At 46.0% G+C, this 23,266-nt stretch carries 23 protein-coding genes and 1 riboswitch; of the genes, 6 read left to right on the top strand and 17 right to left on the bottom strand.

The features are described from left to right. Positions 1-56: 56 nt before the first annotated feature. A complete protein-coding gene (locus A9237_RS17170) occupies positions 57-596 on the bottom strand; it encodes an NUDIX domain-containing protein (RefSeq protein ID WP_041054182.1) in 540 nt (179 codons plus the stop codon). A 259-nt stretch (positions 597-855) separates the two neighbouring features. Here A9237_RS17170 and A9237_RS17165 point away from each other — a divergent pair, with 259 nt between their 5' ends. Then, positions 856-1,347: a hypothetical protein gene (locus tag A9237_RS17165; protein WP_005442324.1), complete on the top strand. Its 492-nt coding sequence runs from the start codon at positions 856-858 to the stop codon at positions 1,345-1,347. Between the two features lie 86 nt (positions 1,348-1,433). On the opposite strand, the gene yjjG is transcribed toward A9237_RS17165, so the two are convergent. Beyond that, positions 1,434-2,108 (bottom strand): pyrimidine 5'-nucleotidase, encoded by a 675-nt coding sequence (yjjG, locus tag A9237_RS17160; protein WP_041054186.1) that lies wholly within the window; start codon positions 2,106-2,108, stop codon positions 1,434-1,436. 149 nt (positions 2,109-2,257) lie between these two features. Between yjjG and A9237_RS17155 the strand changes: the two genes are divergently transcribed. After that, positions 2,258-3,166, top strand: a complete 909-nt coding sequence (locus A9237_RS17155; protein WP_078608804.1) for a LysR family transcriptional regulator — start codon at positions 2,258-2,260, stop codon at positions 3,164-3,166. Between the two features lie 92 nt (positions 3,167-3,258). On the opposite strand, the gene atzF is transcribed toward A9237_RS17155, so the two are convergent. The 7 genes from atzF to A9237_RS17120 form a co-directional block, all read right to left on the bottom strand. Beyond that, the gene (atzF, locus tag A9237_RS17150; RefSeq protein WP_078608803.1) at positions 3,259-5,061 is read right to left on the bottom strand and encodes an allophanate hydrolase; all 1,803 of its coding nucleotides are present in this window, start codon (positions 5,059-5,061) and stop codon (positions 3,259-3,261) included. A gap of 19 nt (positions 5,062-5,080) precedes the next feature. Then, positions 5,081-8,671, bottom strand: a complete 3,591-nt coding sequence (uca, locus tag A9237_RS17145) for an urea carboxylase (RefSeq protein ID WP_078608802.1) — start codon at positions 8,669-8,671, stop codon at positions 5,081-5,083. Between the two features lie 93 nt (positions 8,672-8,764). Further along, positions 8,765-9,403: an urea amidolyase associated protein UAAP2 gene (locus A9237_RS17140; protein WP_009705079.1), complete on the bottom strand. Its 639-nt coding sequence runs from the start codon at positions 9,401-9,403 to the stop codon at positions 8,765-8,767. Positions 9,404-9,414: 11 nt separating this feature from the next. Further along, positions 9,415-10,173 carry an urea amidolyase associated protein UAAP1 gene (locus A9237_RS17135; RefSeq protein ID WP_078608801.1) on the bottom strand — a complete coding sequence of 253 codons (759 nt, stop codon included), beginning with the start codon at positions 10,171-10,173 and terminating at the stop codon, positions 9,415-9,417. Between the two features lie 10 nt (positions 10,174-10,183). After that, complete coding sequence (locus tag A9237_RS17130; protein ID WP_078608800.1) at positions 10,184-10,969, bottom strand: ABC transporter ATP-binding protein; 786 nt, start codon at positions 10,967-10,969, stop codon at positions 10,184-10,186. After that, complete coding sequence (locus tag A9237_RS17125) at positions 10,962-11,792, bottom strand: ABC transporter permease (protein WP_005438184.1); 831 nt, start codon at positions 11,790-11,792, stop codon at positions 10,962-10,964. Before A9237_RS17125 ends, A9237_RS17130 begins: the two co-directional genes overlap by 8 nt. 33 nt (positions 11,793-11,825) lie before the next feature. Next, the gene (locus A9237_RS17120; RefSeq protein ID WP_237358451.1) at positions 11,826-12,899 is read right to left on the bottom strand and encodes a putative urea ABC transporter substrate-binding protein; all 1,074 of its coding nucleotides are present in this window, start codon (positions 12,897-12,899) and stop codon (positions 11,826-11,828) included. Positions 12,900-12,965: 66 nt separating this feature from the next. Next, positions 12,966-13,063, bottom strand: a riboswitch (guanidine-I (ykkC/yxkD leader). Between the two features lie 360 nt (positions 13,064-13,423). Between A9237_RS17120 and A9237_RS17115 the strand changes: the two genes are divergently transcribed. Next, positions 13,424-13,606 carry a hypothetical protein gene (locus tag A9237_RS17115; RefSeq protein ID WP_009705084.1) on the top strand — a complete coding sequence of 61 codons (183 nt, stop codon included), beginning with the start codon at positions 13,424-13,426 and terminating at the stop codon, positions 13,604-13,606. Positions 13,607-13,679: 73 nt separating this feature from the next. Here A9237_RS17115 and A9237_RS17110 read toward each other — a convergent pair whose 3' ends face one another. The 4 genes from A9237_RS17110 to A9237_RS17095 form a co-directional block, all read right to left on the bottom strand. Next, a complete protein-coding gene (locus tag A9237_RS17110; RefSeq protein WP_009705085.1) occupies positions 13,680-13,913 on the bottom strand; it encodes a hypothetical protein in 234 nt (77 codons plus the stop codon). Positions 13,914-13,957: 44 nt separating this feature from the next. Then, the gene (locus tag A9237_RS17105) at positions 13,958-14,773 is read right to left on the bottom strand and encodes a hypothetical protein (RefSeq protein ID WP_078608798.1); all 816 of its coding nucleotides are present in this window, start codon (positions 14,771-14,773) and stop codon (positions 13,958-13,960) included. A gap of 121 nt (positions 14,774-14,894) precedes the next feature. After that, positions 14,895-15,449 carry a sugar O-acetyltransferase gene (locus tag A9237_RS17100; RefSeq protein ID WP_009705087.1) on the bottom strand — a complete coding sequence of 185 codons (555 nt, stop codon included), beginning with the start codon at positions 15,447-15,449 and terminating at the stop codon, positions 14,895-14,897. Positions 15,450-15,560: 111 nt separating this feature from the next. Next, on the bottom strand, positions 15,561-15,959 hold the full coding sequence (locus A9237_RS17095; RefSeq protein WP_005438193.1) for an OsmC family protein: 399 nt from the start codon (positions 15,957-15,959) through the stop codon (positions 15,561-15,563). Between the two features lie 185 nt (positions 15,960-16,144). Here A9237_RS17095 and msrB point away from each other — a divergent pair, with 185 nt between their 5' ends. Together msrB and A9237_RS17085 are read left to right on the top strand one after the other, a co-directional pair. After that, the gene (gene msrB, locus A9237_RS17090; protein WP_078610215.1) at positions 16,145-17,287 is read left to right on the top strand and encodes a peptide-methionine (R)-S-oxide reductase MsrB; all 1,143 of its coding nucleotides are present in this window, start codon (positions 16,145-16,147) and stop codon (positions 17,285-17,287) included. 44 nt (positions 17,288-17,331) lie between these two features. Then, positions 17,332-17,478 carry a DUF2256 domain-containing protein gene (locus A9237_RS17085; RefSeq protein ID WP_005374142.1) on the top strand — a complete coding sequence of 49 codons (147 nt, stop codon included), beginning with the start codon at positions 17,332-17,334 and terminating at the stop codon, positions 17,476-17,478. Positions 17,479-17,539: 61 nt separating this feature from the next. Here the strand turns inward: A9237_RS17085 and A9237_RS17080 are convergent, their stop codons facing one another. From A9237_RS17080 to A9237_RS17070, 3 genes are read right to left on the bottom strand one after another with little or no spacing between them, the layout of a single operon-like run. Continuing rightward, a complete protein-coding gene (locus A9237_RS17080) occupies positions 17,540-18,247 on the bottom strand; it encodes an SDR family oxidoreductase (RefSeq protein WP_078608797.1) in 708 nt (235 codons plus the stop codon). Next, positions 18,247-19,791, bottom strand: a complete 1,545-nt coding sequence (locus A9237_RS17075) for a cryptochrome/photolyase family protein (protein WP_078608796.1) — start codon at positions 19,789-19,791, stop codon at positions 18,247-18,249. Before A9237_RS17075 ends, A9237_RS17080 begins: the two co-directional genes overlap by 1 nt. Next, a complete protein-coding gene (locus tag A9237_RS17070; RefSeq protein ID WP_078608795.1) occupies positions 19,791-21,143 on the bottom strand; it encodes a DASH family cryptochrome in 1,353 nt (450 codons plus the stop codon). Before A9237_RS17070 ends, A9237_RS17075 begins: the two co-directional genes overlap by 1 nt. A gap of 298 nt (positions 21,144-21,441) precedes the next feature. Here A9237_RS17070 and gefA point away from each other — a divergent pair, with 298 nt between their 5' ends. After that, on the top strand, positions 21,442-22,455 hold the full coding sequence (gene gefA / locus A9237_RS17065) for a diguanylate cyclase GefA (protein WP_005438203.1): 1,014 nt from the start codon (positions 21,442-21,444) through the stop codon (positions 22,453-22,455). 119 nt (positions 22,456-22,574) lie between these two features. On the opposite strand, the gene A9237_RS17060 is transcribed toward gefA, so the two are convergent. Beyond that, positions 22,575-23,153 carry an aldolase/citrate lyase/malate synthase family protein gene (locus A9237_RS17060; RefSeq protein ID WP_005438204.1) on the bottom strand — a complete coding sequence of 193 codons (579 nt, stop codon included), beginning with the start codon at positions 23,151-23,153 and terminating at the stop codon, positions 22,575-22,577. Positions 23,154-23,266: the final 113 nt, after the last annotated feature.

Raw genomic sequence — 23,266 nt, 5'->3', positions numbered from 1 at the left:
GCTCATCACGAGCCTTTTAGCTTATCACCTTTGGTAACTTCAAAGCTTCGTTTTGCTTACACCAAGCCTTTCAATTTCGCCAAACCATAAGCGGCGATGGTGACGCAGTCTTTGATTTCACCATCTATCATCATTTGCTCGAATGCTTCAACTGAGAACGAGCGTGTGATCAAGTCTTCTTCTTCACTGTCTAGCTGATTTCCCACTTCGGCCAACTCACTCGCGAAATACACATGGCAAGTCTGGTTTAAGAATCCATAAGCGATGAACTGCGCACCAACGTACTCCATCTTATTGGCTTGCATGCCCGTCTCTTCTCGAAGCTCACCTTTTGCTAGCTCAAGATGATCCGCATCTGGATTTGATTCCCAAGCACCTTGTGGGATTTCCCAACAACGTTGCCCTACGGTGTAACGAAATTGCTGTACTAAGTGAATCACGCCATTATCGATAGCCAGAATTGCTGCACAGTCTGGCTTGTCGACCACACCGTAGATGCCTTCTGCTCCGCTAGGGCGTTGGATTTTATCTTCACGTACCGTCATCCATTTGTTTTGATACACCACTTTGCTGTCGAGCTGCTTGATGTCTGCCATGAGAGTCCTTACTGCTTGATTCTTCGAAATTAGTTATTGGATTAGAAGCCATTCTAACGCTGTTTGCGTGTCAGTTTGTAGACGGTTTTCAAATTCAACGCGCTTATTGGTATTCAATATATCCAATCAAAACAATCATTCATCGCAATGATTACGATGGCGCGAAATGGCAAGTTTTCAATTCGAGGAACTCATATAGTTAACCCATCGACGCAAGGCATGGCTTTGCAAACTTGTTCATTATTGATTGAGGGTTCTTATGAGCGCATCGGATAAAGTCTACGGTTTCAACACTCCACAACGTCTGTTTGTTGGTTATACCTTGGCGGTATTGGTAGACCTTACGGTACTGAACTTCTATGACGAATATTGGGATTTCGTAACCATTGATTCATTTACGATTTCTTTCGCCGCGGCATTGCTGCTTCAGTTGCTCTTGAAGCTGTCTATTAAAGCGGAACACAAAATCGCAGAGTACTTTAAATCGAAGCCGGGTACGGCACCTAAGATTTACCGTGGTATCTCGACTTACGTTATCTTGGTCGGTTCGAAGTTCGTGATGCTAGAAGCAATTAACATCCTATTTGGTGACAAGGTTGACTTTAGTGGCCCTTGGAACGGTGTCGTCGCCTTCTTTGCAGTGGTGTTTACCATCCTGATTTCAGAAGTCATCGTCGGTAAGATTTACTTCAAACTTGGTGAGAAAGAACAACAAGCACAACGTGAGTTGGCAGAAAATAACGCTAGCTAATAAGCAAGATCGATGAATACAAAACAGCATCGATAGAAACAAAAAAGCGCTGAGAAATCAGCGCTTTTTTTGGTTTGTTTGTTCACTTAGGCCACAAGAATGTTCTTAAGCTCGTTCAACGATTCCACCGTGTAGCTTGGTGCAATACGCTCATCGACACTTGCGCCTGTGGTGTTCAGCCAACACGTTTCAATACCAAAGTTGTTACCGCCCAAGATATCGGAATGCAGGTTGTCGCCCACCATCAATACGCGCGTCTTACATGGGTTGCCCATTTGCGTCATCGCATATTCAAAGATGCCCAGATCCGGCTTAGCAATACCAACTTGCTCAGAAATCACCACGTGCTCGAAGTAATCGCTCATGCCTGTGCGCTCTAGGCGAATCGCTTGCAGTTCAGTAAAACCATTGGTGATGATGCCCATTTTTGCTTTACCTTGCAGCGCTTCCATCAACTCTTTCGCCCCCGGCAACAAAGTACAGATGTCTGCCATCGCTTCTAAGAATGCGCTGTTAAGATCCGCCGTTGTGGTGTTGAGCTTTTCAGCCCACTCAGTAAAGCGTTTGTGCTTGAGCTCATCTGCCGTCACTTTACCATCTTGGTAATCTACCCAAAGTGGTTTGTTGACCGTTTGGTAGTGGGCAAAATCTTGCTCGGTGAAATCTACGCCTTTGCGAGAAAACATCAGCTGCAAACCTTTGAAGGCATCAAAGTGAAACAAGGTTTCGTCAGCGTCAAACAAGATCCAATCGTATTTCATTTTCTTCTTTCCAATATCCAGGTCGTTTTCTGCCGCATAGTCTAATTGTTTTCTTCTTGAAGATAATCTCTATAATTGGAAAATGATTGTATCGTTTTTCTCAACAATAAAATTAATAATAAATAACCCCCATAACCTAGGAGCACGCCGTGAATGCCATTGCGTCACTGCCAGTATTTGTCGCTGTCGTCGAATGCGGCAGCTTTTCCCTTGCCGCCAAGCAGTTAAACCTGACTAAATCGGCGATAAGCAAACGCATTAACCAACTCGAAGATGACCTCGGCATTCGCTTGATTAATCGCACCACAAGAAAGCTCAGCCTAACCGAAGCTGGACGTCGATACTTCGAGTACGCTTCACAAGCAGTCAACTTAGCTCAACAAGGTGTCGATGCCGTTTCTGAGCTGCAAGGCTCACCGCAAGGTCGACTAAAAATCACTGCACCGATGTCTTTCGGTGTTTTGCACGTTGCGCCACTTATCAGCGAATTTCTTGCACGTTACCCGAAAATTGAGGTCGATTTACAACTCGAAGACGCCATGGTGGATTTGGTTGAACAAGGCTTTGATTTGGGGATTCGCATTGGCGAACTTGCGACTTCTAACCTTGTCGCTAAGCGCCTTGCTCCGTGTAAAAGCGTGCTGTGTGCCTCTCCCAAATACCTAGAAGAGTTTGGCGTACCAACTAAACCAAGCGATTTGGTGACACACAACTGTTTGCGTTATTCGTATTTCCGAGGCGGGGTGGAATGGATGTTCATCAACAGCGGTAACGAATATAAGGTACTGCCGAAGGGCAACTTTGTGGTCAACAACAGTGAAGCGATTCGCCAGTTGCTATTAAGAGGGTCTGGCATCGCGCAATTACCGACTTTCATCGCCGCGAAAGACTTTGCAGCCGGTAACTTAAAACCGCTGATGGAAGAGTTTTCCCTCCCAGAGCATGCCATCTATGCGGTGTTCCCCGAACGCAAACACATGCCATTGAAAGTGCGTGTATTCATCGACTTCATCAGCGAGAAGCTCGGCACTGATACACCGTATTGGGATCGTTATTGATCGTTTGATACTGTGACCTCCCTCAGCACAAGCATAGTAATGAGCTGAGGGAGAAAATCTGCTAATTACAGAATTTTTAGTATTGTATTCAGCTAGAGCGTTTCAGCGATAAACCTTCTCCACCCGCCAGTATGTGTAATGTCCGTTGAACCATCGACAGCGATGGGTTCACATATAAAGCCCTTCACCCATTGGCCGGAATCTAACTCGACATTACCTAATCCTATAGGGTGTGGAATTTGTTCAAGCAATGCTCCAATATGACGTTTTGGTATTCGCCAAATTTCGACTTCAATCCTCTTGCCTTGCTCTGGCATTCTTACCAGGCCCGGCCTTAATGGTGGTCCACCAGCAAGACAATAAAGCGCGTAGTTTTCAGACGTTGTTGTTCGCAGCTTGAAATTCGCCCCTAACTCAATCAACTGATGATTTAGCGTTAAGTCTTTCATGTGCGCCCCACACACCAGCAGATCTACGCTATCAAGATTAGCAAGCTGAATTTGAGTCGCACCAAGAGGCAAGTTCATCATGGTTTGCCACTCACAAGCCAAGTTGATTAAGGTTTCATCTTGATACGCCTGAGCAAATAAAGTCACGCCAAATGGCAGCCCTTCATCGGTAAACCCGGCGGGTATCGCAATGGCGCTGTAATCCAACAAGTTCATGAAGTTAGTGTAGTAACCGAGGTTGGTATTGAGTGCAATAGGGTCGTTATTGACCTCCTCAATCTTGTAGATGGTGCCTGTCGTTGGGGTTAGAACAACATCAATGTCATCCATTAACTGATCACACTGCACTTTGTATTCTTGAAGTTGGTAGATGGCTTTAAAGGTATCTGCCGCCGAGAGCGTTTTTGCTCCACCGACAATCTTTTGAATCACATCCAAACAGTTTTCTTCATTACTCTCAAAGAACTCTTGTATCGCAGCATATCGCTCCGCAACCCAAGGACCGTGATAAAGTAAATCTGCAGCTTGGATAAATGGCTTAAGATCAAACGTAATAACCTCCGCGCCCAATGCTTCCAAGCGAGCTACAGCCTGAGCATAAAGCTTGCGATACTCATCATTACCGAAGAACTTCAATTGCGCTTCATTTGGAACACCAACCCGAACACCTGCAAATGTTTTCGGGTCGTCAAAGCTTCGCCCAATAGAACATCGTGAAAAGCAATCCTTCTCATCGTATTTAGCAGCGACTTGATACAGTGCACTGAGATCCTCTGCACTCTTTGCAAAGAAAGTTACGCAGTCCAAGGTTCGACAGGCAGGAACAACGCCACTGCAACTCAACAAGCCCTTACTCGGCTTTAGACCGTATAGGTTATTAAATGCAGCAGGAACGCGCCCGGAGCCTGCTGTGTCAGTCCCTAACGAAAAGTAGACTTGGTTAGTCGCCACAGAAACCGCACTACCCGAGCTTGAGCCGCCCGAAATATAACTTGGGTCGAAGCTGTTTTTCACTGCCCCCCAAGGGCTGCGAGTACCAACTAAGCCTGTCGCGAACTGATCCATATTGGCTTTTCCAAGTGGTACAGCCCCCGCTTTTATCAGCAGTTCAACAACAAATGCGGATTCAGAAGGTTGATAGCGGTATGCTTCACAACCCGCTGTCGTTTCTAATCCGGCGAGATCAATATTGTCTTTAATGGCGAAAGGAACACCAAACAGAGGTAAGTCGTGGCTGCCCTTTTCCGTTAGGTAATTTAGAAAAACATCCAGTTGTTCATCTGAAATCACTGAAATCCAAGAGTTAAACTCATCCTCTCGCACTTGCTGAAGTTTTTCAGTTAGAAACGCTTTAACGTCGAGTTCTTCAGAGCGATAAGCCTCTAGCAAACCACAAATCGTTAAAGGGGCTGATTGAGAGAGATTTGATACGGTTGAATCATTCATATTTCTATCCTTAGAACCGTTATGCGGCACACGTGTTTACAACAAGGAGTGGCTCACCAGCATGAACTTGAGCGCCGGCATCATGACAAATGGAATCGACAACACCAGACACACTTGCCGTCACCTCTAGTTCCATCTTCATGGCTTCGAGTATCATCACGACCTCGTTTTCTTTAACGGTCTGCCCCGGCTCAACAAGCACTTGCCAAATATTGCCTGCGACATGACTTTCTATCGCCTCTTGCCCTTCTGCGAGTTCCATTTTCACAGTTGATTGCTCGATTTCTGTCGCTACAAAGTTCGCTTGTCCTGACTCTTCCCAGCGTTGACGCTCTTCTTCAAAAGCCTTCTGCTGACGCGTTTTACTCGCTTTGATCTCATCGGCATGCTCATCGAGAAAAGCTTGATAATCCGAGAGTGAAAATTCTGTCTGTTCAATTTTCACTGGATAATGACCTTGTGGGTGTTTCTCACGAATATCAAGGAGCTCTTCTGCACTGACTTCATAGAACTTAATCTGATCAAAAAATCGCAACAGCCAAGGTTTAGTGAAAGCCTCTGTTAGGCGGTAACGGTTCCACATTTGCAAGGTACGCCCCACAAATTGATACCCTCCCGGCCCTTCCATGCCATAGACACACATATATGCACCACCAATCCCCACCGCATTTTCAGGTGTCCAAGTACGAGCTGGATTGTATTTTGTTGTGACTAAGCGATGTCGAGGATCCATCGGTGTTGCCACTGGCGCTCCAAGATAAACGTCCCCAAGTCCCATGACTAAGTAACTGGCATCAAAGACGATTTTCTTTACGTCCTCGACAGAATCGAGGCCATTGATACGGCGGATAAACTCAATATTATCAGGGCACCAAGGCGCATCTTTACGAACCACTTCATCGTATTTTCGAATCGCAAGTCGTGTTGCTTCGTCGTCCCAAGAAAGCGGTAAATGCACGATTCGGGCAGGCACCGATAACTGGTCAATGTTATCTAACCCCGCTTCAATCGCTTCTAACTCTGCTAGTAACTGCTCTCTCGGTAACACAAGGTTATCGTAGTGAATCTGCAAGGAACGAATCCCCGGAGTGAGCTCTTCAACACCCACAATTTGCTTCTGCTGCAACTTGAGCATGAGGGCATGAACACGAAAGCGAAGACGGATATCCAACACTTGAGGACCATATTCGACCAATAAGTAATCTTCACCACTTGGACGATAAATAACCTCTTCGCCACAGCGATCAGCTGGAATGGTTTTGATGACTGGTGAGATAGGCTCGGCTTTTGGCAGTGCTAGTTCACTGATCACGCCCGTTTCAATCTGAGCCAGTTGCACGCGCTCCGCATGTTCTGCATCTTCCACCGACACCGGAATAAAACGAATTTTGTCACCCGCTTTGAGTTGTCCCATTTTCCATAGGTCTGCTTTTATGATGGTTGCAGGACAAACGAAACCACCTAAGCTTGGGCCATCAGGCCCCAGAATGACTGGCATATCCCCAGTAAAATCAATCGTGCCAACCGCATACGCATTATCGTGGATATTGGAGGGATGTAGCCCTGCTTCACCACCATCAGAGCGCGCCCAATTTGGTTTCGGTCCGATTAGGCGAACGCCAGTACGACTGGAGTTGAAGTGCACTTTCCATTCTGCGTCAAAGAAGTTGTCAATATCCTGTTGGGTGAAATAGTCCGGTGCTCCATGTGGGCCGTAAATCACCCTAATTTGCCACTCACCATCAAATTCGGTTTGTGTTATCGCGTCTAGCTTAGGTTCTGCCTTTGACACTTCTCTATTGAGGTGCAAAACATCACCAGCCACAAGTGCTCGCCCAGCGTGACCACCAAACTGCCCAAGGGTAAATGTTGAACGACTGCCAAGGTATTCTGGACAATCTATGCCGCCATGCACCGCCAGATAAGTTCTAGCTCTATCAAGTACCTTGCCCAGCTTTAACACTTGTCCCGCTTCCACTTTCACACGGGTTTTCATTTCGATTTTCTGACCATCCAGTGAAGCTTCTATCGTTGCCCCAGTCAGCGCGATAAACGTGGCCTGATTGAATCTTAACGTTGGACCAGACACGATCATCTCTAATCCTGCAACTGACTCAAGGTTTCCAACAAGGCAATTCGCTAAACGGAAACTTAATGAGTCCATGGGGCCCGACGGAGGTACACCAATATCCCAATAACCGGTGCGTGCAGGGTAGTCTTGAATCGTGGTTTGCGTCCCGCCACTGAGAACATCAAAAGTATGAGGTTGGAATTCAAAGCTATTTAAAGATTGAGTCAGCACTTCGCCCTTTTTGACTAACTCACTATCGAGTAGTTGGCTCAGGTAAGCTTGGTTGTGCTCAATGCCATAAACAGTGCTGCTATCAAGGCCGCGTTTAAGCTCTGCTAGTGCGGTCTCTCGGTCTTTCGCATGAACGATGACTTTAGCAAGCATAGGGTCAAAGAACGGAGAGACTTCCACCCCGGCCTCAATCCAATGTTCGATGCGTAAGTTATCTTGCTTCGCCCAGTCCACATGGCTCAATAACCCAGCACAAGGTTGGAAATTTTTGTTGGCGTCTTCCGCATAGAGTCGAACTTGGATGGCATGGCCTTTTGATTCTAGGTTTGTGCCTGCTTTTTCCAGATCGAATGCCTCTGCACCTTGGCGAATCATCCATTCGACCAGATCAACACCAAACACCTCTTCCGTTACACCATGCTCAACTTGCAGCCGTGTGTTCACTTCCAAAAAGTAGAACGCTTGGGTTTGTTGGTCCAACACAAACTCGACCGTACCCGCGTTTCGATAGTTCACCTTGCTAGCAAGACGAATTGCCGTGTTCTGAAGTTCTATTCGAGTACTTTCGCTCAAGTTCGGAGCTGGCGTTTCTTCAATGACTTTTTGGTTTCGGCGCTGAGCTGAGCAATCTCGCTCTCCGAGTGCAACCACATGTCCGCGTCCATCACCAAAAATCTGTACCTCGATGTGGCGAGCTTGCTGAATAAACTTTTCGACAAACACACCGTCATTACTGAAGTTGTTTGCGCTAAGCCGCTTTACGCTATCGAAAGCTTCCGTCAGTTCATCACTAGAAAAGCAACATTGCATGCCTATGCCACCACCACCAGCGGTACTTTTTAGCATCACTGGATAACCAATCTTTTCTGCCGCGAAAAGTGCTTGCTGTTTGTCGCTGAGAAGCTCCGTCCCGGGAAGCAACGGAACCTTCGCTTGTGTTGCAATACGGCGAGCTGAATGCTTCAAGCCAAACGCTCGCATTTGTTCCGCGGTCGGTCCTAAAAAGACCAACCCTTCTTGTTCACAACGTTCTACAAATTCTGGGTTTTCACTAAGAAAGCCGTAGCCGGGATGAATGGCTTCCGCACCCGTCAGTTTGGCGATAGAGATAATCTTTTCTTGATCGAGATAGGTTTCCGATGCTCCACCCTTTCCAAGTGAGAAAGCTTGGTCTGCATCGACAACATGTAGGCTTTGCGCATCGGCCTCACTGTAAACGGCGACACTTCCGATATTGAGTTGTTTTAATGTACGAATGACACGGCAGGCAATGGCACCACGGTTAGCAATTAACACCTTACTAAACATAATTTTGTCCCTAAAATCCGGGTCGTCCCGGAAGAATAAAGAGCATCAAATAGGGTCGTCCCTAGCTCGTTTTCTCAGCTCATTTACTGGGATTTACTGCCAAACAAGAACCTCAACAGGCGTTGGATTGTAAGCGTTGCATGGGTTGTTTAATTGCGGGCAGTTTGACATGAGTACGATGGTATCCATGTGGGCTTTGAGCTCAACGTATTTACCAGCGCCACTGATCCCATCGGCAAAGGTCAACCCACCTTCCGCGGTAACAGGCACATTCATAAAAAAGTTGATGTTATGAGTAAGGTCGCGCTTACTCATGCCAAAATGCTCATTCTCTGAAACCGCAAGTAACCAGCTGTCACGACAGGCATGCATGCATTTTTTGTCAATCGAATAGCGGACCGTATTGCTCTCCGTCGCACACGCACCACCAAGAGTATCGTGTCGACCACATGTGTCTGCGACGATTTCAAGCATCACGTTACCAAGATCTGAGAGAATTTTAGTGCCTGCGGTGAGGTAAACATTGCCTTGCTCTCGTATCGTATCAATTGCACTGTAACGTTCTGATGGGTCATTCGCATTGTAAAACAGCACATCCGCCGCTTGGTTGCCTTCAATATCTAGAATACGAACGGTGTGGCCTTTCTTGACCACCTTCATGTAGTAGTCACCCGCAGGAACGACATCTCGATAGAGCGCTTCACTTGGTATTAATTGGCTTTCGACGATCATGTTTTACTCCTTTAATAACGATGATGAGATTGAGAGGACGCTTGCTGAGTAGCATTGGTATAGCGTCGGTTGTTTTCAAAACCGCGCGCATTTTCTTCTCGATGATTTAGGCATGCATCGCTTTCTAACATCGCCTCCGACTCAAACACGGATACTTCTACTGGTTTATATGGATAGGTCTCTGATGGATTGAGAGGATGTGGACACGTGGTCATCACAACCAAGGTATCCATCTCAAAGCGAAGTTCGATACAGTCATCGGCTTTACTGTGACCTAAGTGATAAGCCAGATTGCCTTCTTCATCCGTCGCCACTTTGCTAAACAGATTAAGATTTGCGGCCAAATCTCGCTTTCCTAAGCCGTATTTTGCCACTTCAACTAGCAAGGCATCGTAGCCATTTTGCTTCCATTGATTTCGCTCAGTTTGGTAGTCTCTTTCCCCCCACTTTTGCGCCACTTTCTGTTTGTTCGCGACACCACAAACGGTATCGATCCATCCGGTATCATCACGAACGATAGAACAGAAGATTCGCCCCATATCCGAGTACAAACAGTTACCCGTCGAAAGCTTAAAGGTGTGTTGGCACTTCAATGTATCTGGTGCATTGTAGCGCTCTAGAGGGTTTGCAGGGTTGTAGAACAACACACTCAAGTTTGCTCCGCCTTCTAAGTCTTTAAACCTTACCGTGCGCCCTTTCGGCACCACCATAGACCAGTGTGCAGCACCGGGTAATGTGTCGGAAAAAGACACGTCCTGTCCTATTAACATATTCAGTTCCTTATGCGATTTTCTTGAGAATAAGATCTCGAGGCGTTTGATCAATTTGCTCTGTCGGGATATCAAACGTCACTTGAGCGCCAAACCTTTCCGGGGCTTGGTCATCTTGTCGAGTGTGGTCAAACACCCATAGGCGATTACCAAGGTGAAAACCTTCGCTGAGATCATGTGTGATCATAAATACGGTGAGTTGCTGCTCTTTCCACAGCGATTTAACTAAGGTGTGCATGTCCTTTCGAATACCAGGATCAAGTGCACCAAACGGCTCATCCAGTAGGAGTATTCTTGGCTTCTTAATCAAAGCCTGAGCAATCGAAAGCCGTTGTCTCATGCCACCTGATAACTCATGGGGATACTTATCTTGAGCCGCAATGAGCCCGACCTGCTCTAGCATGGCTTGAGCTTGTTGCTTTGCTTGTTGTCTATTGGCACCTAGCAAACGCCCAAACAAAGTGCTGGTTACGCCTTTGCCTTCAAACTCATAGCCCAACATAACGTTTTCAAGTACGGTCAAATGGGGAAACACTGAATACTTTTGAAAAACAATACCGCGCTCAACACTCGGTTCTTTAGCCAAAGGTTGACCATCCAAAAGTATGCGTCCTCTAGATGGTGTTTCGGTTCCTAGCAACATATTCAGAAAGGTGGTTTTTCCACACCCAGAAGCTCCTACAATGCTGACAAAATCGCCCTGATTCACCGTGAGGTTCAAACGCTCTAGCACAATGTTGTCACCGTACTCTTTCCACACTTGCTTGATTTCAATAATCGGTTGTTGGTCAGCCATGATTCTCTCCTTGAGCTTGGTGATACCAAGGGCTCAGTTTTTGCGATGCCAAACGCAATAACCAATCCATGCAGTAGGCTAAAATCGTGATCCACAAAACGTATGGCAAGATCACATCCATTGATAAGTAACGACGAACAAGGAAGATTCGATAACCCAAGCCTTCTGTTGCGACAATCGCTTCTGCCGCAATTAAGAACAGCCATGCACTGCCCAATGTGAGTCGCACAGCTTCAATCAATTTGGGCATGATTTGGGGCAAGATGACTCGGACAATGATCTGCCAACTATTAGCCCCAAGAGTCTGAGCTTTGATGAGTTGCTCATCAGGTAAACTTTGCACACGTAGCTGAATGTCTCGAATAATGATCGGGCACACTCCGACCACGATCAGCACCACCTTTGATACTTCACCGACACCAAACGAGATAAACAGAATAGGTAGAATCGCCATAGGTGGAATCAGTGAAACCGCGGTAATCACCGGTGACAAAGACGAGCGCACCAAGGGAATGATGCCAGTAGCAATCCCTAACGAAAGTCCAAGCAGTGCACTGATCCCTATACCCCAACCAAGACGAACCAAACTAGCGCTGGTGTCTACCCACATGAGGTATTCGCCCGTTCTCTTACTTGGCGTAAAAGCCATGCGGTCAATGGCGTCAGCGAAGCTGCTAAATGCTGGCAGTAACTTGTCTGCTGAATTTTCAGCTAACCGGGCATCGGATGCCGTGACATAGACCGCCAGCATGATTAGGAAAGGCATCACACCCAACATGACACGCCCAAACTTCGATGGGTAACGATTGATAACTTTGGTCATAACAACTCCATTTCCAATAACCAAATACAGCAATTACAGTTTGTTCTCTGCCGCCATTTGCATGTATTCAGAAGTAAATCGGAGTTTGATGTTATTTGGGTTTCCGTACACACCTGCAGGCGTCTCTACGCCAATGAACTTGGCATCCGGAGCGCCATCACCCAGTAACCCATGTTCGAAGGAGAACTCGCTGACTTTTTGCATTGTCGTGGCCAGTTTCGGGCTTTGAGTAAAAGTCACAGCATCATCAGCGGAGTAAAACATATTGGTCGCTTGCAGCTGGGACTTGTAACCTTCAAGGTCTGTGCCTGAAGCTTGTGCCATGTATGACTTCGCTTCATCGCCTTTGGAGTCGGATTGCATGACCGACATGATTTCATACCATGCGCCAGTCAGTGCTTTGCCCAGAGCAGGATTGTTTTTCAGGGTGTCTGTGTTCACCACAAGAAGGTCAATTATTTCGCCAGGAATATCAGAAGAGTCGAAAACAAAAGAGGTATCTGGTTGAGAAGTAATTTCGCTGAGCAGTGGGTTCCATGTCACGACGGAAGAGACATCATTAGTGCTAAACGCGGCGACCAGATCCGCATCCGACGTATTGACGACCTTAACATCTCGCTCACTCAGCCCAACACTCTCTAGCGCACGAGCCATTAGGTAGTGCGAAACACTCAGTTCAACGAGGTTGATAGATTGGCCTTTTAAATCGGAGAGGCTTTTGTCACCTTTGAGAACAATACCGTCGTTACCATTAGAAAAGTCACCGACAACCAGCGCGGTTGAATCTACGCCACTTGCAGCAGGAATGGTTAAGGCATCCATATTGGTCATCACAGTGGCATCAAACTGACCGGTGGTGAACTGGTTAATCGATTCGATATAGTCGTTGACCTGTACGACATCAATCTCAATTCCATACTTCTCAGCCCACTTGTCTAAAATGCCAGAATGGTCTGCATAATCCCAAGGCATCCAACCTACATAAATAGACCACGCGAGCGTAAACTTCTGTTTCTCTTCTGCTAATGCTGTTGAGGAAATTGCAGCGGCCAACAGAGTGGTGCCAAGCATTGCGGTGAGTACGCTTTTCTTGAATCGAGCTTTCATTGGAATCTCCTCCATGAGTCACACTTAGATATCAACACAAGAGACACAACCAAATGGCTTGGTTTAATCTCCCGGGCTTCTATCCCTCCGTGTGACCTCTTGCGAGGTTGACAACTCTTGACCCAGACACTGTATCAACAGCCGGAACCCTAGATGTCTATTGCCAAATTGTCCGTTAGATACACATAACTGTGCTTCTAACCTTATGCTCTTGCGACACAGTTATCAGTAATCCAAATCTCATGCCAAAAACTTAAGCCTTTAAATATCATAACCTTACTTGGAATTTGTAACAGTCCACCCCATAAAAGCCCACTAACTTAGTGCAAAGATCACCAAGTTAGTGCAAAGCAATGGCGAACCGCAAAACATCTTTGGAATCTGACCAATAAGAATGGTGCGAGATAACCTAAATCTGCACTTCTTAGCATTTAGTTAATCTAATGTTTCATTTTTAACAGGTGCGCAACCATGATAGGAGCGCTAACTTAAGTAGCACGTCAACCACACCGGAGTGTGAAGCTATGAAAGTACTGATTCAATACACCCAAGCGGGTAAATATCGTGACCAAGCGTGGGAATCACTGACGCTAAAAGCAAAAGGCGAGATGCAAGCTGTGACGCCTTCTTATGCCGCACAGCTTATTGAGCAAAACAAAGCGACGCTGGTAATGACGGAAGACGAGCAAGTGATCTTCCATTCTTAAGTAACAGATATCGATAAAAAATGAGCTCAAATTGGAGCTCATTTTTGTTTGATAGGTAGGAGGACTATCACGATCAATCTTGAATGATCTTGTTGCCGCAGTTTTCGCAGATTAGATGACGAGAGAACTCATCCATAGACGCAAGGAAAGCCCCAAACACTGTGCTTTTTAGAAAACCAGAAATGAATTCCTTCTTACTGCGATTCTTATCTCCCTCAAAAGCACTTTTCTTTCTGACCAACACCACAACATGATGCGTTTCCACACCACACGAAGGACACATAACAACTTCCGTCTTTTTCGACATAATAAGCTCCTTGAAATCGATTCTGTTTTCTAAAAATTATCTCGCTAAAGCTTCGCACTGACCTTCTCCCTCAGCGCTCGCGCATATTCAGTTAACAGCCGAGCATTGTCGGCGGTTTCGACGTCCCCACAGACTTGATCTTGATAGGTAATATTTGGGCTAGAATACACAGGTAGGAGGTTGTCTGAGTAGCTCATGATGGTTCCAGAATCACCACACAAAGCAGCATGAGCATAACGCTTGATCTGTGATTGGTTATCCTCTGTCGTCATGGAGTTGAGTGTTCTACTCTGAAGCTGAGATGACAGTGTTTTTAAATCATGTTGTGCCCACGCTAAATGCCCGAGCTCATGCTCCAAGGCGAATGGAGCAGCTCGTACATCAGAAACCACAAAGTTAGGAAACAGATCGACCCATGTTTCGGCGATTTTGTACTCAAAATCAAAGTAACTGTTGTCTTCACTTAGCACTAGCACAACATAGAAGTTTGGTTCTTGGTACGCACGTTCCAACAAATTTGGGTGTTGCAAATCAAGTTCATAATGGGAGGACAACATGTCCGCTGGCTTCGCGTTGCGAGCATCGAAGAATTCATAACCAGCACTCTTACGAACCATGGGGATACATGAGTTTGAGAGAATAAGATTTGAAAAGGTTAAGTCTTCCTCGATTCGTGCTTCCAATGCTTCTATATCGAAATCGCTGAGAATGGAGTAGTCAAAGACGAATTGAACCCAAGTCTCGACTTTTTCTTCTTGGGGACATTGCGGAAGCGCGAGCTTTTGGGCATCAAAATAGAGGCGAGCACTCGCGAACACCGCAACAAAAATTAAGCAAATACTTACAACGTTCAGCTTCATACATTCTTCTTACAAATTTCGTAGGCAACAAACATAAGCACATGAAATTTATAAATTAATGAAACCAATATGTAAATAAGCGCTTATTGATTATGAGAATAAGCGCCGTGAGTATGTGTGATTACTCGTCCTCGTTTAAGCGACGAATCAATTTGGCAGGCGTACCGCCATATAGACAATCTGGTGGAACATCACTGTTTACCACTGAGTTAGCAGCAATGACTGAGCGAGCACCAATGGTGACCCCTTGGTTGATCACCGAGTTGCCACCAATCCAAACACTATCTTCAATGGTGATTGGCTTACAAAACGTTTCCCACTTAAGTCGGCTGCGGTAATCCAACGAATGTGATGCCGTGTAAAGTTGCACACTAGGGCCGATAAGTACGTGGCTACCAATGGTGATTTTAGCCCCATCAAGCATGACGACATTCATATTGATGAAGGTCTCTTCACCGATTTCAATCGTTTTACCAAACTCACAATGGAACGGCGCTCGGACCATACTCATCCCAACTTTACCAAACAGATCCTTTTGCAAAGCATCACGTTGAGATTCGTCGGTATTGTTATTGAAGGCCTTCAACGCATGAGTTGCGTGAGTTCGGATCGCTTCGATCTCTTCGTCTGTGCCGTTAAACACTTGGCCAGACATCATTTTTTCTAATTCGGTCACTGGATCATTCCTACAACTTTTGACCAAGATAGATTAGCGTAAAAGAGGAATAAAAAAAGAGAAAAGCACGGGCTTTTCTCTTTCCTATTTTGTCGTTGTGTCACGTCGGGGTTATACGATTTCCCAGCTGTGAGTCATCTCAACGCCTTCGCCCAACATTAGACATACTGAGCAGTATTTTTCTAATGAGTCCGCCGCCACTTTAGCTACGATTTCTGGGTCTAGTGCTTCACCAGAGACTTCAAAGTGAATGTTCACCTGAGTAAAGATACGTGGAGCTGTTTCACGACGTTCAGTGGTGAGTTTCGCGTTGACAGAAGCCACTTTCTGGCCCGCTGATTTTAGACCATCAACAACGTCCACAGAGCTACAACCACCAGCAGCCATCAACACCATTTCCATTGGGCTTGGTGCCGTTGCACCGCCATTGCCATCCATCACGACTGAGTGACCAGATTGAGACTGACCGAGGAATTTAAAGTCTTCGACCCATTTTACTTCTGCTTGCATGGTTTCCCTCATTATTGCTTTTGCCTCATCGGAAACCTTCTACCAATGAGCGCTTGTTTCGTGCCGTTACTGTAGCCCTGTTGTGAGAAAGGGCAAAGAATTTTTCGTAATCACTGCAATTTTTTCGCTCTTACTTCTGTCTTCTTACGTAACATTCATTGAGAAAAATGACGTTTGAGGAAGTTATGAAGAAAGTATCTAAGCTATTGGTGGGATTCTCATTCACACTCCCTGTACTGTTCATCTTGCTAAGTAAAACAGGTACCGCCGATACCATGGATAAGATGAACGCATCTGGTAAAACCGACATCGCAACACTTGCAGGTGGCTGCTTCTGGTGTACCGAGTCCGATTTAGAGCAATTGCCTGGCGTGTTAGATGTTGTCTCTGGTTACTCAGGCGGTGATTTAGAAAACCCGACTTATCGACAAGTCTCTTCAGGTAAATCAGGCCATATTGAAGTGATTGAGGTGAAGTACGATCCTGCTGTCGTGAACTACGAACAAGTACTGGACTACTTCTTCCGCCATATCGACCCGACTGACGACAAAGGCTCATTCGTCGACCGTGGTCCCCAATACCGCCCGGCGATCTTCTATCATAATGCGGAGCAAAAGCAGGTTGCTGAGCAGTTTATGATGGAAATCGACAAGGCGATGATCTATCCAAAACCGTTGAAAACAGAACTGATCGAGTTTGAAAAGTTCTACCCTGCGGAGTCGTACCATCAGGATTACTACAAGAAGAGTAGCCTGAAGTACAAATACTACCGCTACGCATCAGGTCGCGATAAGTACCTCGACGAAGTGTTTGGTGAAGATCGTAAAGACAACCCAAAAACGCTGCGTGAACTTATCAACGAAAAAGAGTTGGTGACGAAAGTGAAGGTGTACGAAAAGCCTTCAGACAAAGAAATCAAAGCTAAATTGACTGAGCTTCAATACTACGTGACACAAGAAGAAGGTACAGAGCGTCCTTTTAACAACAAGTATTGGGATAACAAAGAAGCAGGCATTTACGTTGATATCGTCACTGGTGAGCCTTTGTTCTCATCAACGGATAAGTACAAATCTGGCACAGGTTGGCCAAGCTTTACCAGACCAATTAACCCAGGCTACATCGTAGAGAAAACCGACTTTAAACTGGTTTATCCGCGCACTGAGATCCGCAGTAAGTTTGGTGATTCGCATATTGGCCATGTATTTAAAGATGGTCCTAAGCCAACGGGACTACGCTACTGCATGAACTCAGCCGCAATGGAGTTTGTACCAGTGAACAAGATGGCGAGTTTAGGCTACGGCGATTACCTGTACCTATTTGATAAGTAGCTAGACCACTGTTTTAACCAAATTAGGAGTGAACATTCAGCGCGATGAAAGGTTTTAAATCCAACCTTCCCATGAAAGTCTGTCCGGTCTGTCAGCGCCCATTTTCTTGGAGAAAGAAGTGGGCGCGAAATTGGGAGGAAATCGTTTATTGTTCTGAGCGTTGCCGAAGAAATAAATCAACGAAAACGTAGGTCACTCCGAACCTCTCTGGAGATCGTTATTTCCTTTGTATTAACGTTTGTACGCGTTCTTTTACCAAGGCAATAACGTCCCATCATAAGCCCAAAACGCCCCGCTCTCTTGCGGGGTTGCTTTTTCTATCAAGCCTAATAAATCCTTGGCGACTCGCTCTGGTGTAAACAGCTTTCCCTCTGGCACATTGGTTTGAAAAGGTGCCGACAAAGCGGTGTCCGTAGTACCTGGGTGAAGAGACAGCACCGTGCCATGTTTGACCATTCTTTGCCATTCGATCGACATGGTTTTAAGGAACATGTTTAATGCAGCTTTCGATGCACGATAGCTGTACCAACCACCTAACTGATTATCGCTAATGCTGCCAACTTTGGCCGAAATGGTCGCAAACTTAGGTGCAGTACTGCGCTTTAGCTTGGGTGTGAAGTATTTCGCCAACAGTAAACTTGGCAGAGTATTAACCATGATGGTTTGTTGAAAAAAGTCTGCGTCGAGCGAGCTAAGATTCTTCTCAGGGCCTTTCTCTTGGGTGTGCAACATACCAACGCAGTTCACTAACCAATCGACATGTTCAATCTGCTCACTAAACGCTTTTACGTGCTCGTCTTGCGATACATCCACTTGATGCCAAACGACATTTGGGTGTTGCCAATCTGGTTTCTGCTTACGATAAGTGGCATGCACGCACGCTTGAGGGAACCGAGCTGCGGCCTCTTGCACCATCGCCAAACCAACTCCACCGTTACCACCGACGATGAGTATATCCATCACAAGTTCTCCACGTTTTCTATGTAGTGCTCTGCGGTATCAAGTATCGCTTGGCGTTGTTGTTCTTCCATGTTGTCCCAAGAGCGGAAAATCATCCCAATACGCGGATTGGTTGCAAGACGCTTGTCGTGCTTGTTCATAAAACGCCAATACAAGCTGTTAAACGGACACGAGCCTTCTCCACTGCGCGATTTATTATCGTAATGGCAGCCCTTGCAGTAGTCGCTCATCTTGTTGATGTAAGAGCCACTCGCTGCGTAAGGTTTGGTGCCAACAATGCCGCCATCCGCAAACAACGCCATGCCACGAGTGTTTGGCATTTCTACCCACTCAATTGCATCCACATAGATACCGAGATACCACTCATCCACTTGATCTGGGTCGATCTCAGTTAGCAAACAAAAGTTACCAGTGACCATCAAACGTTGGATGTGGTGTGCGTAGGCGTAATCGAGAGACTGCCCAATCGCATTGCGCATACAGGCCATTTTGGTTTCGCCGTTCCAAAAGAAATCTGGCAGCTTTCTGTCTGCGCCCAACTCGTTCTTTCTCGGGTAATGAGGCATATTCGCCCAGTAGACGCCTCGGATGTACTCTCGCCATCCCAAGATTTGGCGAATAAACCCTTCGACTTGAGAAATGTCGATATCTGCGTTGGAGTGAAATGCCTTGAGTGATGCATCAATGACTTCTCTCGGGTGCAGCAATTTGCTGTTCAGCGAGAATGAAATTCGGCTGTGATACAAGCTCCACTTAGCATCGTGCTGGCCTGTCATGGCGTCTTGAAAACGTCCGAACAACGGTAGACAGACTTGGCAGAAATGCGCGAGTAAAGACAAGCTTTGCGCGCGATTAATTGGCCACAACAAATCCCCTTCGAGATTTCCGATGGTTTTGATGCCATGTTTTGCCAACCGCTCAACAATGCCACGCACGTCGGTACTGAACATCAAAGGTTGTGGCAGTTGTTCAATGTCTTTGGCTTTGAGCTTGTTACGGTTGTTGGCATCGTAATTCCATTTCCCGCCTACAGGCTTTCCGTCTTGCATCAAGATGTCGAAGCGCTTGCGCATGCGGCGATAAAAGTGCTCCATCATGATGTGTTTGCCTTGAGGAAACTGCGATTCTATTTCTTCAAACGGCAACAAAAAGTGTTCCGAATCGACACAACGTGCCACGACCCCATCAAGCTTTAGTTTGGCTAACTGCTCTAGTAAACGGTATTCGTCTGGGCGTTGATATTCAAACTTACTTGCACCAACTTCGCTTACGTAGTGTTGCAAGACTTGCTCAAGATCGTCGAAGGATTGTGTGTCATCCAATGTGAGGTGCAGAACTTGGTGACCCTCGCTCTGACGCTCTTTCGCAAACTGTTCCATTGCAGAAAAGAACGCACACACTTTCTGAATATGGTGCGTGACGTAAGTATTCTCTTGCTTGAGTTCTGCAATCAGGTAAAGCACTTGCTCATCCGGTTGCTGAAACCAAGAGTGCTCACTGTTAAGTTGATCGCCCAAGATCAATCGTACGGTTTCAAATCTCATTACGGTTTCTCCGGTGACGAAGCTTTATCACTGCTGCCCATTACGATAGGCCAATCGACCATATCTACACTATCCAAATGTGCACCAGCACAACGACCTTGCCACCTATCGATGAACTCCATGTGCGGATCGTACATTTCGGTTTGCTTGTCGAGGTTGAATTGTCGTGAACCACGCGGATCAGCACCAACGCCTGCTAAGTATTGCCAGTTTCCCCAGTTCGATGCCACATCGTAATCAACCAGTTGTGACTCAAAGTACGCCGCGCCATAACGCCAATCGAGGCCAAGCTCATGCACTAAACAACTGGCGACTAACTGTCTGCCACGATTCGACATATAACCGGTTTCATTAAGCTGATGCATACACGCGTTCACGATAGGAAATGGCGTTTCACCTTTCTTCCATTGTTGAAAACGGTGCGCGTAAAAGCTGGTGAGTGGTGCTTGATTTTGGATGCCACCGAATCGGAAGAGCTGCCGCTTGTATCGACGGGCATACCAATAAAAGTATTCACGCCAAAGCAGTTCGAAGTAAATCCAATAGGTTGAATCATTTGCGCCATTCGCGGCTTCATAACGTTTCAACATGGCATAAATGGTTTTCGGAGAAAGACACCCATGAGCTAACCAAGGAGAGAACTTGGTGGAGTAATCCATGCCATCTAAACCGTTACGCGTTTGTTTATATTCGCTTGCTAGTGTTGAAGCAAAATACTGACGACAATGTTCAAGCCCTGCTCGCTCACCACCAGTAAACAGGCTTGGCTGGACGTCACGGGTCAAACTCAACGTCGGCAGTGTGAGTCCGTCTGGCAGCGGAGGCAACGTTGTTACTGCTTCTACAGATTCAGTTAGAGCAAGTTTCTCAACCTTTTTTCGAAACTTGGTGAAGGTGTCAGGAAGCGCTTCAAGCTCAAACGGTAAATCTTCAACACAGAACAAGCTGCGTACTTCACTCTGAATAACTACTAAATGGGGCGCTTCTGCTTGAATCTTATCGACCACATCTTGCTCATCTGATCCAGCAACAGTATCCACATAGAGGTGCGTCACGCCAAGTTTGTCAGCAGCGTGCTTGACGGCTTGATACGGATGTAGATCAACAACCTGCAAACGCTGATTAAGCGCATTCAAAGACAAATTCAGGCAATGCAGCGATTCATCCAAAAATTGTTGTTTGGCAAACCCGAACTCCGGCTCTTGTGCGTATTGCTTTAGATAGGAGGACACCTTTGGATAGCAGTATATGCAGATAAGCAAATCAACTTCTGCAGAAGCTCTTAGTAGGAGCGGATTGTCGTGCAATCTTAAATCGTTGGTAAACCAGTACAGTCCGATTGTTTTGTTCAAAAGAAGTTCCTTTTGGCTCTTTTCTATTACGCACATGCCAGTTTTTACGCATCTTCGTTGGTCACGATCAGCGTGCCATCGACATTGCTCAAAACTCCATCAAACAAACCTCTTTAGTAAACAGAATGTTATGGATAATTTTATCAAATTTAATAATCAAACCTTACATTCATGAAACTGTTTGATTATTTGCTCATTTTTTTTAAGAAAACCAAGCAAAAATGACAAAAATTAAAGCGATATTGTTTTATATCCGTTACCCTTAGCCTAATTCCATTTTGCTTGTAACACCGCAGAAATGACCGACGAATTTAAGAAATCAACCGCGAATCTAAAAAAAGCGGTGCCACTAATGATAAAGAACCACGTAGCGGCGACACCTGCCAACTACGCGCTGTGGTACACCTACGTAGACAAGACGATCCCAGAACTAAACCAAGAGTTAGATATGGTTCTGGAGAATTATGACGTCTGTCCACCCGCTATGCATAAACAGCTCTACAACAACTACGTGGCGAGCAAAGCTGAAACCAGCTTAGAAGAGCTCAAAACGAACGTCGAAGTGCTGTTGGGTGAAGTCTCTAGTTCAATGAGTGACACCATTACGGATACTTCATCCTTCTCAGACATGGTGGACAAGAGCTTCAACAAACTAGAAAAAGTTGAAGATAACAGCCTAAGCATCGAAGAAGTGATGAATGTTGTTCGTCAGCTTGTCGTTGAATCCCGCGAGATCCGCCATTCCACCAAATTCCTAAATAGCCAACTCACCACGGCCAGTGAAGAGATTTCTCGTCTTAAAAACCAGCTTGCTGAAGTACAAAAAGACGCGCTGTTTGATGGCCTGTCAAACCTGTACAACCGCCGTGCTTTCGATAACGACCTGCAAATGCTGATCGACAGTAACCAAGCAATGACCTTGGTGATGTTAGACATTGATCACTTCAAAGCGTTTAACGACAACTACGGCCATTTGTTTGGCGATACGGTGATTAAAGCCATTGCACGCCGTCTGCAACAAAGCTGCCGTGATGGTATCAGCGCTTATCGTTTTGGTGGTGAAGAGTTCGCCGTTATTATCCCGAATAAGTCGCTACGTATTGCTCGCCAATACGCAGACACTTTGCGTCGAATGATTGAGAAGCTTCGTGTCCGTGACAAACGCTCTGGCACTCAAGTGCAAAGCATTACCGCATCGTTTGGTGTGGCGGAGTTCGAAGTGGGTGATACGCCAGAAAGCTTAGTGAACAAAGCGGATAAACAGCTCTACGAAGCAAAACAACTGGGTCGCAACCGTGTGATGCCGCTGTAACGCAAGTAAAGCAAACTAGCGAAAGCAATTCACACAGGCTACAAATATAAACAAAACCCCAAGCGCTTGTTTGGGGTTTTGTCTTTCTTGGGCTGGCTTGTTATTTGTTTCTTAAATCATTAATCAATGCTGTAGCAGTAGCTTAAGAAGTAATCATCGCCGTTCTTCGCGGTGTATTCTTTGTCTTCACTGCATGCCATTGGTTTACCTTTCTTATCGCCTTTGATTAGGCTGATCCAGTGGCGCATCGCAGTTGGTGCATTGCCGGTTAGTTCAGGACTAAAGGTGGTGCGTGTCTCCAATTGGATATCGTCGATGTCCATCAACTCCACACAACCTGTGCCTTTGTGACAACCAAACATCACTTCTGCGTGGCTACCTGATTCGTCTTTAAACAGAATCGATTTAGGGTCTTCTTTCTCACCTGTGTACGCTACAAAATGCTTTGGGCTTTTCAGACCGCTGTGGGTACCGTCTTTGAAGTAAGCCATAACATGGCGGTAGTCGATCACGTAGCTTGATACATCTTGGTGAGAACCGTTCTCCAGTGGGAACATACGGTCTAGTAGTTGCTTCGCCTTAACTTGTTTCTCGCTCTGCTGCTCAGCACTTACCGCCTCGACGGCAAATACGGCTTCAGCGATAAATGGGCGTTCTTGTTGTTGGATGTCTTTTTTATCGAAATTCAGCATATTCATCGTCGTTTCCTCGCACTTAAACACTCTTCCTAGAGTAAAAACTTAAAACTTCCGTTTAAGTTTCAGGCAAATCTGTGAAGTGGATGGTTAATTTCCTTGCCTGCTCATTATGT

Source organism: Vibrio owensii, from assembly GCF_002021755.1.
Classification (GTDB): Bacteria; Pseudomonadota; Gammaproteobacteria; order Enterobacterales; family Vibrionaceae; genus Vibrio; species Vibrio owensii.
Note: the sequence above shows the minus strand (reverse complement) of the source record. Positions and strands in the feature narration are given on the sequence as shown.

What these genes read in the sequence shown, in the direction of transcription:
- A9237_RS17170 (WP_041054182.1), bottom strand. Translation starts at nt 596, where the DNA reads ATGGCAGACATCAAGCAGCTCGACAGCAAAGTGGTGTATCAAAACAAA.
- A9237_RS17165 (WP_005442324.1), top strand. Translation starts at nt 856, where the DNA reads ATGAGCGCATCGGATAAAGTCTACGGTTTCAACACTCCACAACGTCTG.
- yjjG (WP_041054186.1), bottom strand. Translation starts at nt 2,108, where the DNA reads ATGAAATACGATTGGATCTTGTTTGACGCTGACGAAACCTTGTTTCAC.
- atzF (WP_078608803.1), bottom strand. Translation starts at nt 5,061, where the DNA reads ATGAATGATTCAACCGTATCAAATCTCTCTCAATCAGCCCCTTTAACG.
- uca (WP_078608802.1), bottom strand. Translation starts at nt 8,671, where the DNA reads ATGTTTAGTAAGGTGTTAATTGCTAACCGTGGTGCCATTGCCTGCCGT.
- A9237_RS17140 (WP_009705079.1), bottom strand. Translation starts at nt 9,403, where the DNA reads ATGATCGTCGAAAGCCAATTAATACCAAGTGAAGCGCTCTATCGAGAT.
- A9237_RS17135 (WP_078608801.1), bottom strand. Translation starts at nt 10,173, where the DNA reads ATGTTAATAGGACAGGACGTGTCTTTTTCCGACACATTACCCGGTGCT.
- A9237_RS17130 (WP_078608800.1), bottom strand. Translation starts at nt 10,969, where the DNA reads ATGGCTGACCAACAACCGATTATTGAAATCAAGCAAGTGTGGAAAGAG.
- A9237_RS17125 (WP_005438184.1), bottom strand. Translation starts at nt 11,792, where the DNA reads ATGACCAAAGTTATCAATCGTTACCCATCGAAGTTTGGGCGTGTCATG.
- A9237_RS17120 (WP_237358451.1), bottom strand. Translation starts at nt 12,899, where the DNA reads ATGAAAGCTCGATTCAAGAAAAGCGTACTCACCGCAATGCTTGGCACC.
- A9237_RS17115 (WP_009705084.1), top strand. Translation starts at nt 13,424, where the DNA reads ATGAAAGTACTGATTCAATACACCCAAGCGGGTAAATATCGTGACCAA.
- A9237_RS17110 (WP_009705085.1), bottom strand. Translation starts at nt 13,913, where the DNA reads ATGTCGAAAAAGACGGAAGTTGTTATGTGTCCTTCGTGTGGTGTGGAA.
- A9237_RS17105 (WP_078608798.1), bottom strand. Translation starts at nt 14,773, where the DNA reads ATGAAGCTGAACGTTGTAAGTATTTGCTTAATTTTTGTTGCGGTGTTC.
- A9237_RS17095 (WP_005438193.1), bottom strand. Translation starts at nt 15,959, where the DNA reads ATGCAAGCAGAAGTAAAATGGGTCGAAGACTTTAAATTCCTCGGTCAG.
- msrB (WP_078610215.1), top strand. Translation starts at nt 16,145, where the DNA reads ATGAAGAAAGTATCTAAGCTATTGGTGGGATTCTCATTCACACTCCCT.
- A9237_RS17085 (WP_005374142.1), top strand. Translation starts at nt 17,332, where the DNA reads ATGAAAGGTTTTAAATCCAACCTTCCCATGAAAGTCTGTCCGGTCTGT.
- A9237_RS17080 (WP_078608797.1), bottom strand. Translation starts at nt 18,247, where the DNA reads ATGGATATACTCATCGTCGGTGGTAACGGTGGAGTTGGTTTGGCGATG.
- A9237_RS17075 (WP_078608796.1), bottom strand. Translation starts at nt 19,791, where the DNA reads ATGAGATTTGAAACCGTACGATTGATCTTGGGCGATCAACTTAACAGT.
- gefA (WP_005438203.1), top strand. Translation starts at nt 21,442, where the DNA reads ATGACCGACGAATTTAAGAAATCAACCGCGAATCTAAAAAAAGCGGTG.
- A9237_RS17060 (WP_005438204.1), bottom strand. Translation starts at nt 23,153, where the DNA reads ATGAATATGCTGAATTTCGATAAAAAAGACATCCAACAACAAGAACGC.